Below are 12454 nucleotides of genomic sequence, written 5' to 3'. Positions count from 1 at the left end.
GCCGACAGCACCGTCTACCCGGCGCTGGAGGCGTTTGCCGACGCGGGCGGAGGGCGTGCCGGGCTGCATGCCGTCGGGCAGACGCGGCTCACCGCTTCGCTGCGTACGCCGATGTCCACTGCAGCCGCGCAGAACATTCCGACGCACGAAGCGATCGCGCGGCACCTCCTCGGGCCGTTCACCGCCCGGACGACGATGTTCGCGACGCTCTATGCGACGGCCGGCGCACTGAGCCGTCTGCACCCGACGCACCATATCAACGAGAACGGGGTGACGCAGGTGACGACGGCGATCCTGTCGGCGTTGACGGGGCTGCTCGTCGTGCCGTTCATCACGTCGCTCGACACGCAGGCGCCGCCGCAGCACGAGAATCAAGAGCGCGATCTGGAAACGGGCGAGCATCCGCCGGCGTAAGGCGGGTTTGCCGAACCGGGGGATCGATTCGATCTCCCGGTTCTCGTCTGAGGGCGCGGCGTCGCCGCGCCCTCGTTGCATACGCCTCATTATCCTTATGCCGGCCCAGACCGCTTGGCGCAGCCGATCGCGCGGCGTCGCATCCTTGCATCCCATGCCGCGCTCGAATCAATGGGTTCGGCCTCGCGTCGCCCGATCGGAATCAGCGCGGCCAGCGACTTGACCGACCTACCCATGATGCCGTCGAAGTGGGAAACAATATCGGCGATTCCGTTGGGAGCGCAAAGTAGGGCGCCGCCGCAGCAGCGCGGCGGGGCGTGACGTTTTGCTAGATGAGCAGGCGCAGGCCCGGTGCGAAAGCGGCCGGCTCTGTTTCGTCGGTCTGCTCTGCGGGGAGCGTCTCGTCGGCGGCGTCGGTGGGCGTTGCGTCCTCCGGCGCCATCGAGAGCACACGCAAGAGGGCGGAGTCCTCATCCGCTTCCGACCGGTAGGTGGACGGATCGAGCGGGTCCCAGATTGCGTTGTCGCGGTTGTTGTAAGCCACAATGGCCAGCTGGTGGGCAAGCGCGTCGAGCTCGGGCGCGGCTTCACCTTCGCCTTCATCCGATTGCGGCTCAGTCATCCATTGCAGCGTCGGGATGCCGCGCGCGCCGTTTTCGGCGTTGGCCTTCAACCGGCCCAAGGCTTGCCGAGTGGAGGCGACGATTGCATCGAAACGGGTGCGCGCGTCAGCCACCGCGGCATCGCGCGGCGAGGCAACACGCTCGGGCAGAGACGCCTCCGGGCCCTGATCCGCTTGCAGTTCGGCGCGAGGACCGTCGCCGAGGTCGCCATCCCGATCGCTGCGGGCGAGGGCCGCAGCGCCGCTCGATGTGTTGTCCTGAGTGATATCGATCATGGCATCCATCCGAAATGGCGCGGGTCAACCGCGTTGTCGTTATCCATACTTGGCACCGTCCGCGGCGTCGTTCGTCATCTTCTGCATGCTCTGCAACAGGTCGCTTTGCATCTTGAATTCCGTGTTCATCGCGGTCATCTTCGCCTGGAACTCGAGCATCTCCTTCATCGTGCTCGCCTGCTGATCGAGCGCATGTTCCGTATCGGGCCCGCGCGCGGACACGTGAGAAAGCGTCTCGGCGTCGATGTTCCCGTGCCCGTGTCCACCGTCGGCCGAAACGGCCGGCTCGTGCTCCGGTTGCGCGTGGCCCAGACTGGCGTGCGCCGGTGCGCCGTGGCCATGCGGCGCAGGCGCGTTGCCGTGGCCTTGCGCTACCTGGCCCGAAACCGGGGCCTCGGTTCCGGGCTTTTCGGTGCCCGCGCCTGCCGGGTCGCCCGCGGCTTGCGCGCCCTCGTGTTCTCCGGCCGGTGCCGGCATCAGAAGCAGTGGGGCGTGGGTTTCGCCGAGATGCTCGTCGAGTTCGCGCGCGTCGCGCGCCGCGGCTTGCCCGGCCGTTTTGATGCCTTCTTCGGCATGCCCGCCCATCATGCCGAACGCATGCATCATGAGCGCGACCAAATGCATCGGGTCGATGTTGCGCAGGTGCGCGGCCTTGAGCGGCACCATCGGGCCGGCGGCGTGCGTCGTCTCACCGGCGCTCGCGCTGCTGAAAGCCGTGTGCGCCGAACCTTGCTGCGGCGTGAATGGCACGATCGCATGGTGCGCGTCGGCGCCGGCGTCCGGAATGCCCGAAGGCAGATGGGAGAGTTCGACAGGCATGATTCCTCCTCAAACGTGGCAGCGCATTGGAACGCGCTGTGTGCCATCGAACCCGGCGCCTGCCCGCAGCTCGTCGTCGGTCTCGTCTTCGCGTGTCAGCGGTTGTCCTTCGAAGGCGCCCTCTGGTGCTTCTTCCGCCGCTTCCAGCAAGGAGGTGTCGACCGGTTTCGTCTCGTCGTTCTCGATGTCGTCGGCCTCGGCGCGCGTCTCGAGCAGCATTGGCAGCAGCGCATCGTTTGCCTCTGCACTGCAATAGCTCCCGGCAACCGTCGGGTCCCACGCGGAGTTATCGCGATTCAGATACGCGCAAGCGACGAGCTCCCGCGCGTACCGGCGGATCCGGTTCGTGCGCGATCCGTCGTCCGGCTCGGCTGTGCCGCCGAACGGTGCATCACCGCCGCCGGCGGCGAGTGCCGCGTCATCGTCGTCGTCCCAGAAGGCTTCGAGTTCGGCAGCGATCTCGTCGACGAGTGCTTCGAACTCGGCGACTGCCAGCGCGGCGATCGTATCGGTCGGCGAGGCTGCATCGGCGGCCTGCGGTGCTGCTTCGATGGGCTGCGTATGCTCGACGGACTCGGCTGACACCGGTGCGTCGGGCGCGGAGATTGACGCGTCGGGCATTGCCACGGCGGGCGTGGCGGTTTGCAGGCTATCGTCGTTCGGGGTCATGGTTTGGCTCGTGATCTGGTTTTATCGTCGACGCTCGGCGCTTCAGCCTTTCGAAGCCGCCACGTATTCGCGGTATTTCTGCTCCCAATCGCCCATGTAGCCGCCGGAGAGTCCGAGGTATTCCGCTTCGTCATCGCGCTCGGCCTGCAGCTTATCCTTGAACTCCTCCTTGCTCATCAAGGGCTCGCGGGCAGGTTCAGGTCGCGATGCGGGGGCCGCGGGGCGGCTCGCGCTCGTCGTCGGCCGGGCAAACTGCTGCCACTGCGCTTCGGCGTCGCCCATATAGGGCACCGTCCCCGTTGCTTCGTAGCCCGCTTCGTCCTCGCGCCTTTGCCGCAGCTGGGTCATGAATTCGTCCTTGCTCATCGACGGTTTGTGCGCGCTTTCGTGGCGCACCGGCTGCGACGCGGAAGGCGAGTTGTTCGTTCTGGAGGAAGCGTACTCGCGGTACTTCTGCTCCCAATCGCCCATGTAGCCGCCGGAGAGTCCGAGGTAATCCGCTTCGTCATCGCGCTCGGCCTGCAGCTTTTCCTTGAATTCCTGCTTGCTCATCAAGGGCTCCTGCGCGCTCTGATGCCGCTGAGCGGATGCGGGCGCGAACCCGCCCGCGGGGCGATGCGCGCCTGCGCCGCTCGTTGGGCGAGCAGAACCCGGCTGCGCAGGCGCTGGCGCGGCGGCGGTCTGCCGTTGCGCCAAGACAGCTGCCCGAAACTGCCTCCAGGCAGGCAGCGATTTCTGCACGTCGTTTCCGTTGATTTCGTCGAAGCGCTTGTGCTGGTCATAACGCTTGAGCGCTGCCTCGCGGGCCGGGCCGTGCGGCATCTGCTGGATCTGCGCCTTGATGTCCTTGCGCAAGCGCAGGTGCTCGAGACCCGCGCGAAGGACCTGCAGCCCGGGCATGGCCTCCTTCGGCGATTTGGCGGCGAGCTCCTCGTATAGTTCGATGGCGTGATTGCGGGCCGTCGAACCTGGCCGCATCTGCCCGATCTCGTCGAGAATGCGGCTGCGAAGCGCATTGGCCTCTTTCTGCTCGGCCCGTGCCGCGCTCGCCTGCTGCGCCGGGGCCGAAGCAGGGCGCGTGTGATGGGCGTGGTGCGTGTGATGCGTCTGATGTGCGGCGCTCGGCGCCTGACTAGCCGTGTTCGTGACGTTGGTGCCGAATGGCCGCTGGGTTGCGGGGCGTGCGGGACCGGCCGGACCGGCAGGACCGGTGCTCGCTTGCGTGCCGCCTTGCGGGCGCGTGCTCTGCGTTTTACCGAACATCGAGCCGAGTTGCGACTTCAAGCGGTCTTCGATACCGCGCGCCGCGACGGCGGCTTTCTTGCTTATCCACGACAACTTCGACTTCTGCTCGGGGCTCTTGTTGCCGACGCGCTCGAAGCCCGCAGCATGCCGCGTCGGATCGATCGAACGAAACGCGTTGGCGATGCTGCTCGCGATCGATCGGGATCCCTTCGCTTGCTGTTTCTCGCCGGCGGGCGCGGCGCTGCCGAAGCGCACGCCGGCCGATGCGCTGTGCCCACGTCCGGTGTTGGACATGCGCGGGCTGTCCGGCCCCTCGGGGTGCACACGCGCGAAATTCGTATTGAAGTGGACCATGAGGTCTCCTGAACGCTGAAGGCGACGATCGGTCTGGCGCCGCAAAGGGGGCACGCCGGGCAGGTCTCGTTTCGCCCGGTCCTCGTCTGGAACTTTGGTAACAGCCGCTTGGAATCCGTTCATCGAACGCGGGCCGCACCCGCACCTGGCGGAACCGGTGCGCCCGCGGTGTTACTCAAAAGCGGCAAGGGGGCATCGCCCTCATCGACTTGGGGGTGGATCGTGAAGATCGGCGAAAAAGCGTCTGCCGCGGCTTCCGACGCGGCGGCGAATCCGGAGGTACCGGCCGAGCCGGCGCCGCGCGCGGCTACCGGGCTGCGGTTCGGCACATCCGGACCTCAGCAAACGGTGAGCGCGTCCGGATTGAAGCGGCTCGGCACGAGCCTCGCAAACAAAGCGACGAAACGCGCGCGGCCCGATACCGGCAGCGTGAGCGGGGCGGGCCAGCGTGTGGCGGTCAAGCGTTCGGGCGGGGCTGCCATGCAGGCAACCGAGGCAACCCAGGCCCCCCAGGCCTCGGCATCGGGCGACGCGGCAGGCTCATCCGGCTCGGGCAAACGGCAAACACAACCGATGACGGCGGCCAAGTTGGCCCGGGCGCTCGCGATTCTTGCGGAAGACCCACTTCGCCCTCGCCGTGACGTGGCGGCCGACATCGGCGTAGGAGACGGGGCGCTGAACTACCACATCGGGGCCGGCGGCAAGCTCAATCGCATGGATACCGTGCTGGGTTTTCCGGATTTCTCGGCCAACGGCGCGTCGATCAAGACATCGCTCAATCGACTTCGCCACGACGACCAGGTTGCTCAGATCGAGGCGGCCGGGGCCGGGGCCGGGGCCGGCGCCAGGCGAGGCACCGAGCGCCGGACGTACACCGCGGCCGAAATATTGCGGGTGCTAATCGATCACGAAGCGGGTACCGGTGCCAAGGACAACATAACGAAGCGCTGGACTTCGGCGTCGTCGTGGCGAAGGGAAAACCTTGCCGCACGGCTGTCCACTTACGACGGATACGGCGATGTCCGTACACAACTCGAAGCCGTCGCGAAACGCCTTGGACTCATCGGCGCAGACGCGCACCTGCCCGATACCCCGGCGCCTGCGCGGCGCGCGTTCGACGCGCATATGCTCGTGAAGGCGCTGCGGCAGATCCGCGACCGCAAGCTGGCGCAAGCCGCGGGCCGGCAGGACGACCCATCGCTGCAGCAGGCGCTCCATGTCGGCGCGGGGACGCAAAAGAATCTGCTGTCCGGGTGGGTCGGGGCGGATGGACGGTTGAAAAAACCGGTGCGGACCGTTTCGAGGCTGCCGGGCTACGAAGAGGTACAGCCCGAGATGAAGCAACTGCTGACTGAACTCGACTTTGGCGAAGTGGCGGCACAGCTGCCTGACGGCGCGCTCGCGAAGCAGGCGCTTTGCGCGGAGCAGATCGCGAACGCGTTGGTCATGATGGCGGACGACCGTGCTCGCTCGAGCGGCGAGATCGCCCTCTCGGTCGGTCTTGCGGGCTCGGTGCTCTCGGAGTTCGTCGGACGCGACGGGACATGCAAGAACTTGGACAGGCTCGCAAATCTGCCGGGTTATCGCGACCATGTCCAGACGATGCGCGATGCATTGGAGCGGATGCAGCGCGGCGATCAAGCGGCGCTGCTGCCTGCGCCGCTCCCGACGCCCGCGGGCAAGGCGGTCGTTGCTGCCGAATCCGAACCCCCATCGCAACCGGCAAAAATGACTGCCGAGGCATTCCTTCGCAAGGCCGACGCGCATCTGCCGCAGGTGGTCGAGGTGGCAAGGCTCGTTCGCGATAACCCCTCGATCGGGCTATGGAATGCAACGGCGTCGGCTCACGTTTCGAAGGCGCTGATCCGCGTTTTTTTTGACGATCGCGGTGCACTGCGCGACGCCCGCGCCATCGGGCAGATGCTCAGTGGGGTCGACGCGCACGCGTCGGCCGATATCGAGCGGCTGATGGCGCGGCTCGTTGCGCGGCTTGCGCCGGCTTCGCATGCAGGTGCAGGTGCGAGTTCTGGCGCCGGCGCCGGCGCGAGCGCAAGTACCGGTGCGGCCGGCGCTTCCGGTACGCTTGACGATGCGCCGATGAAACCGTTGCGGCTCACGGGAACGGGCAGGTCGAGCGACCGCGTGCTGATCGTCGATCGTAATACGGTGGACCCCGGCGACAACGTCCGCGGCCGGCGGGATACCATCTACGCACAGAACCCGTCGCTCGTGCACGGACCGCGCAGCTATGAACCCGACCGGCAGCGCCAGCCGCTGCGCTGGCTCAGCACCGTCCTCAAAGCGCATTTCGCGAAGGAAGAATTCGCCGACAAGGGGAAGTTCGCGTTAGGCGGCGAGGTCCAGTGTGCCTTCGATGTGGCGAGCGGCACGATCGTCGTCTCGTCGAACAAGGTTTCGGTCAATAAGGCGATTCGGGACTTCTTGCATTCTGGCGGCCTGGAACGGCTGCTGAATGAGCCCATGCCGAAATATGAGGGGCCGTGGGCCGCACGTATCGCAGGCCACCATGCCAAGCTGTCCCGCCGAATGAATCCCGCCGCGGACCCGCATTGGGGGAGTGCCTCGGATGCCGTCCTTGCCGCTATCGCGGAGCGGCGCTTCCGCGTGCCGACGACACCGCACACGTACGACCGCAAGGAAGTCGATCTTCACGCCGAGCGGCGTATCAAGGCGTTCCTGCGCACGAAGATGCGTGCAAGCATCGATCCGGCGAACCTCGCTGGCACCATGCGGCCATGCGGAACCTGTGCGGACGAGATCGGTGCAGATCGAAACGCGCACCGCGGGCCGTTTTGGACTTCGGGGGCGGCGATTGCCGGCGTCGATGTGGAGGCGAGTATCGAGCGCCACGCGCGCGAGGGAATGGGCACGTCCGCCACGCGTACAGACACGGGTGCGACGTTTGCCATCGATACCGACAGCGATTCGGATGCCTGAGCATCAAAGGTAGGCCATGCGGTACCGAGGCCGGTGGCCGCCGGCCCCACGCTCCTGCGTCAGACCCAGCACATCGCGGCCGGCATGTCGACGCGGGATGCGCCTTGTCCCCGAACCCGGCCGCCGGTTTCCCGATCACCCTCGCGCAGTTCTTTCGCGAAAGCCGTCAGTTCGTCGAGCACGGCGCGGCCCGTCGTCAATTCGTCGACGAAGAACGGCAGCACGCAAAGCACCCGTTGCGACCCCGGGTCGACACTGAGCATGCCTTTGCACGATGGGCCGATGCCGGGGTTGATTTCGAGCATTTGCGCGAGCGCGGTTTCCTTGCCTTCTGTGGGCAACGGGCCGAGGTCGAAGTACGCCGCGGCGTATTGCGGGCTTTCGCTGTCGCAGACGAGCAGGACTTCGAACCCGGCGATGAGTAGCGTGCCGCCGCTCGAATCGGTGGCTTCGTAGGCCACCCCGATCAGTGCGCACATTTCGGTGAGAAGACGCTGCAAGCGAGTGCTCGTCATCGGTGTTTCCTCATTTTCCTCATATCGGGTAGGGCCTTCAACCGGTTACAGGCCGTGCCTCGCGAAAGCTCAGGCGCATTCGGGTCAGTCGTGCAGTCGGTCTGTGATTTCCCGGTTTTGCCGGGCGAAGTAGCTGTGAGCGTCGAAATGGTCGAGCGTTTGCGAAAGCGCGGAGTCGAGCGCACGCTCGACGGCTGAGCGGTCGTCGAACGTTGCAAGCTTGTCGTAGCGCAGCGAATACCCGCTCATCATCTGATAGCGCTCCACGAGCGTGCCGAGGTCGGATTCGTCGGGGTCGGGCGCACCGGGATGGGCAGCGATCGCCTCGTGGACGGCCATCGCTTCGTTGAACGAATGGCCGCCGTCGAAGACGAGGAACGCCATTGCGCCCAGCATCGCGGGTTTGGCATCGAAACCCCGATCCGTGTGCGTCAGGTGCCGCAGCATGGACGCCATGACGTTCGCCGTTCCGGAAGCGCCCGTTGCGACCGGATGGCCGGATAACAGCGCCGTTTGTTCGTGGCCGGTGACGTGTTCGAAATCGGGTGTCTTGGCGTCGGGCCAGCTTTTGCCTCGCCCGAATTCCGGGAAGACTTCGTACGCGGGCTGATAGTGAAGTCGAAGGCCGTAGCCGTCCGTCGTGGCCTTCCGGTCCGTTTCCTCCGTCGAACGCGCAGGCGTCGCCGTCGAGTCGTGGTGCGTGTTGCCGAACGCCATCGAGCTGCCGTCGGTCGCGACCTCGTGTGCCCACTCCTGCGTCGAGCGCTGAGGAATCACCGCCGATTCGTAGTTGATGTCGGCGAATGCCATCCAGTCCTTCGCGGCGGTGGTGCGGCCAAGCATCGACAGTTGCGGTACGAGGTAGTTGACTTTGAGGACGTCGAAGCCATTGTCGACATGCCTGAGCGCGTCGAGGAGCCGCGCGAAGGACGGGTCGGCCACGAAGTCGTGCAGCTCGGGGGTATGCGAGAACCACGGACGGACGTCCTCGTCGACCCATCTGTGCATCTGGTCGAGCAGATCAAGGTGTTCGAAATCGCCGAGGCTCGCCAGGAATGGTTCCAATCGATCGATCAGCGCCGCGGCTACCGCGCGCGTGGCAGCGAGCATCGCGGGCGGTGGGTCGAGAATCAGCGCACGGGCGATCTCGGAATCGAATTTGCGTCCGTACAGGTTCTCGTGATACTGAGGCAGCGACTTTTCGCGACTCGCATGAGCGCTGAGGTCTTCCGCCAATTCCCGCACGCCGGGGACGTCGCGCAGATCGTTGGCCGCGCGCCTGAAATAGTCTGTCACGCGCGCTGTGCCCACGTTGCCCGACAGCCAGATCGACCGGCCCTCGCCGAACAGCGCTCGCGCCGTTTCGCCAGGCACGTTGCGCAGCAGTGCCATGAACTGAACGAGACTGTCGAGTTCCGTCTTCGCCACCTCGCGCGGGTGCGGCGAGTTGATCTGTGTAAGCGACGCCGTCTGCGCAGTTGCGAGATCGGCGAGCACGTGCGGCGGTACGTCGTGCTGCTTGAATCCCTGGATTCGTCCAATGCCGTCGAATTCGACGTAGCGCATGTGTCGCGAGGCGACGTGCGGTTCGATGCTCTTGCCCTTGAGTCGCTCTTGCTGCGCCTGTCCGTGCGCTATCGCGTCGCCTTGCGCGCTGTCGCGCTGTTCAATACTGTGCGCGTGCGGCTGCCCGAGCGTCGCCGCCAAGGCACCGAGCTGCGCGCGCGCCAAGCGTTGCGATTCGCCGGGCCGCGCGACCGATTCAGGTACGCGCGGCGTACGCGCGCTTCCGAGTCCGAGCCCCCTTGCCAGCTGGCGCAGCTTTGCACGCCCGGTTTGCCAGAATGGCGAAGCATGTGCGGCTCGTTGCGGATGAGGGTCGTGCGAGCGCGTGGTCAGGACTTGTACGTGCGTATCGTTGTAGTGCCCGCCCGCATGTGCCGCCTGCTCGCGCGACGCGAGCGCCGTGGCTGGGCCTCCATCGACAGGAAGCGCCGCGTGGTGATGCGCGTCGGACGATTCTATCTTCGTCATGGCGTCAGGGCTGTGGCCGCATGCGCCGCGTCAGCTCGGCCAGCACGTCGGGTGTCATGGGGCCGCGATGGACACGCGTGTCGTTGCCGAGCACCGTGCGCTGGAACGTTTCCCATGTCCTGCCGAGCTGGCTCTGGCGCTCTGTTTTCACGTGCTTGGCTTCGAGTTCGTCGAAGCCCAACGTGCGGCAGGTCTGGGCGTCGACGGGCGTGCCGGTATGCAGGTGCAGATGGAGAGACGGCGTCGCGTGGCCGTCGGAGGTGGGCCGCAGCTGAATTTCGGCGCTGAACGTCGTTCCCTTGTTCGGGTCGGCGAGGTCGAACGGGGGGAGCACGTGAAGCGCGGAGACCGATGCAACCGCACCGGCCTTCAACAGCTTGTCGACATGAATGGCCTTCGGAAACATATAGCGCTTCGTCAGATCGAGCTCCACGGTATCGACCTGGGCCAGTACTGCATCGATGCTATCGATGCGCCGCGTGAGCGCCTGACGCAGCTGCGCGTGGGGATCGTCGCCGCGCTCCGGTGCCGGGCCGAGTGCATCCTTCGTGCGCTGCCACTGTGCGCGATTGCCCCACCAACTGTCTATCGAGCTGCGCATCATGTGGCCGAGCGCAAGCGGGTTCGATGCCGGATCGGCCATCAATTCGAGCGCGGCGGTGTCCTTGCCCAACTGCCTGCCCAGTGCGAGAAAAGCCGCCACCGATGTTTCGGGCAATACGGCGGCTTCGGCGAACGCACGCAAGCGTGCCTGCGCAGCCCGCGCTGCTTCGGAGATCGAAACGCTCGGCGTGCGCGCGGGGCCGCTCGTTTGCGTGGCCGCACCAACGCGCGACGCGCTCCCACTTGCACTTGCACTCGTGCCGGCGCCCGATTTTGCACGCGCCTTGCCCGTGCGCCGTGCCCTCGGTGGTTCCGTGCGCCGCACGGGCCGCGTCACTGCCCAATCGTCATGTGCGGCGCTGGTTTGATCGGCGGATTCAGCAGCGCTCGCTTGTCTGTCCTCACGGCGCCGCAGCACCTGCCCTCCGATCGTCGTCGAGATCGAACGGTCTGCAATGTAGGCCGGGAGTTTCGGCTGCGATCGGATCGCGTCGAGCGTGCGCGAGAGGGAACCCAGGGCACCGGCGATATCGAGCAGCAGGGCATTGCGTTCGGGGTGGACCGTCTGTGCCTGCTCGCTTGCGCGCAGGCAGAAGTAATCTGCGTGACCGTCGACGTTTTCGATGAACGCTTGCAGCCATTCCGTTTCGGCCGCCGAGACCGTCGCGCGCGGGTCCTGATGCCTGTCTGCGATTTGTCGCAGTGTTTCGGATTGTGCTTTGCCAAATGCCTGTATGAGTTCGAGTGCCCGACTCAGCACGTCTGTCTCCACGCCGTATCGCGCGATGCGCGAGACCTGCGTCTTCACGCGCTCCTGATCGATCCGCAGCGCATTGTCGTGCCCGCTTGCGATGCCGACCGACGCCGTATCGAGGACGAGCTGGATCTTCGCCGTGTCGCGCGGCGCGCCGGGCTCGCAGTACGGTGCGACGAACTCGTGCAGCGCATCGCGGTAGCGCTGCACTTCGCCCTTCATCTGCTCCAGCCGTCGAGCGTTGGACGCATAGGCGGGCTCTATCGCGAGGATAGCGTCCGGCCCATCGGGGCCTCTGCCCGCGAGCGCGCTCGCGGCTCTGACGTCATGGCGCACGCGTTGCCGCAAGGCTGACAACTCGCTGTCGTAGGTGGCGATCGCGAGGCTGGCGGCCGTGATCGGCTCGCTGAGCAGGACTTGCGCGTCGCCGCTGCGCTCGAATTGCACACTGCCTTTTTTGTCGAGCAGCTTCAGTGCGGCATGTGCGTCGCGGCCTTCTGTAAATGCGCCATCCGAGAGGATGCGCGCGGTGGTCCAATCCGATTGGGTGTCGATTTGCCCGGAGGCGACCTGCCGCGAAAATGTTCTCAACATCGTTGCTGCGCGCCGGATATTGGCCGGACGCAGGCCCTGGGCGCTTGTATTCCCGCTTCCGCTTGCGCCGGCACCCTGCCGCTCGTCGGCTGCCGCACGCGCGGCAGCGTGCGTGCGCAGGTTGGCGAGCCCGGATACCAGGTCCCGCGGGGGCGTGGCATCCGCGAACTGCAGTGTTGCGGGTTGCATTTGCGTGGCGTGCGCGCTGGCCTCGCTAGCCGCTTGGCCGGCATCGGCGCTTGCCGATGAATGGATCCGATTCGTGTCCATGCCGTTCCAGGCCCTCTTGTATCGGTGGGTTACCGATTTTGGTAACGGCATCGGCCGGTCGGGTTCCATTCGCATCGCGGCCACCCCGGACGGCGGCGCTCGAATGATGTCCCTGTGCCTGGTCGGTGAGTCAACGGCGATCTGAACTGTCTGCGTCCGATTGTCGCAGTCCGCCTCCGCGGGTTGTCGTCTCGATATGAATACCGCTTGAAATGACGCCTCGTCCGATTATAAGGAAATGCTTACACGAATTTAAGGAATGCCTTCGCCGAATTTGGGCCGATTGGGCAATTACAATTGGTTACAGATCCAAAAGATTCCCCGCCA

At 65.9% G+C, this 12454-nt stretch carries 9 protein-coding genes; 2 read left to right on the top strand and 7 right to left on the bottom strand.

What is annotated here, in order from left to right; all coding sequences use genetic code 11:
• A partial coding sequence (locus tag ACTHL0_RS13120; protein ID WP_440567179.1) for a hypothetical protein occupies positions 1-414 on the top strand: 414 nt, incomplete at its 5' end.
• 328 nt (positions 415-742) lie between these two features.
• On the opposite strand, the gene ACTHL0_RS13115 is transcribed toward ACTHL0_RS13120, so the two are convergent.
• Genes ACTHL0_RS13115 through ACTHL0_RS13100 form a run of 4 tightly spaced genes read right to left on the bottom strand, consistent with a single transcriptional unit; the run spans position 743 to position 4399 of the window.
• The gene (locus ACTHL0_RS13115; RefSeq protein ID WP_440567178.1) at positions 743-1312 is read right to left on the bottom strand and encodes a hypothetical protein; all 570 of its coding nucleotides are present in this window, start codon (positions 1310-1312) and stop codon (positions 743-745) included.
• A 39-nt stretch (positions 1313-1351) separates the two neighbouring features.
• Positions 1352-2131, bottom strand: a complete 780-nt coding sequence (locus ACTHL0_RS13110; protein WP_440567177.1) for a hypothetical protein — start codon at positions 2129-2131, stop codon at positions 1352-1354.
• A gap of 9 nt (positions 2132-2140) precedes the next feature.
• On the bottom strand, positions 2141-2800 hold the full coding sequence (locus tag ACTHL0_RS13105) for a hypothetical protein (protein ID WP_440567176.1): 660 nt from the start codon (positions 2798-2800) through the stop codon (positions 2141-2143).
• Between the two features lie 42 nt (positions 2801-2842).
• Positions 2843-4399: a hypothetical protein gene (locus ACTHL0_RS13100; protein ID WP_440567175.1), complete on the bottom strand. Its 1557-nt coding sequence runs from the start codon at positions 4397-4399 to the stop codon at positions 2843-2845.
• Positions 4400-4621: 222 nt separating this feature from the next.
• Between ACTHL0_RS13100 and ACTHL0_RS13095 the strand changes: the two genes are divergently transcribed.
• Complete coding sequence (locus ACTHL0_RS13095) at positions 4622-7357, top strand: hypothetical protein (RefSeq protein WP_440567174.1); 2736 nt, start codon at positions 4622-4624, stop codon at positions 7355-7357.
• 59 nt (positions 7358-7416) lie between these two features.
• On the opposite strand, the gene ACTHL0_RS13090 is transcribed toward ACTHL0_RS13095, so the two are convergent.
• The 3 genes from ACTHL0_RS13090 to ACTHL0_RS13080 all read right to left on the bottom strand — a co-directional run bounded on the left by ACTHL0_RS13090 (position 7417) and on the right by ACTHL0_RS13080 (position 12127).
• A complete protein-coding gene (locus ACTHL0_RS13090) occupies positions 7417-7872 on the bottom strand; it encodes a hypothetical protein (protein WP_440567173.1) in 456 nt (151 codons plus the stop codon).
• Positions 7873-7956: 84 nt separating this feature from the next.
• Positions 7957-9906: a hypothetical protein gene (locus tag ACTHL0_RS13085; RefSeq protein ID WP_440567172.1), complete on the bottom strand. Its 1950-nt coding sequence runs from the start codon at positions 9904-9906 to the stop codon at positions 7957-7959.
• A gap of 4 nt (positions 9907-9910) precedes the next feature.
• On the bottom strand, positions 9911-12127 hold the full coding sequence (locus ACTHL0_RS13080) for a hypothetical protein (protein WP_440567171.1): 2217 nt from the start codon (positions 12125-12127) through the stop codon (positions 9911-9913).
• Positions 12128-12454 lie beyond the last annotated feature (327 nt).

It is taken from the genome of Trinickia sp. (assembly GCF_051961175.1).
Classification (GTDB): domain Bacteria; phylum Pseudomonadota; class Gammaproteobacteria; order Burkholderiales; family Burkholderiaceae; genus Trinickia.
This window is presented reverse-complemented; position numbering and strand designations above follow the sequence as displayed.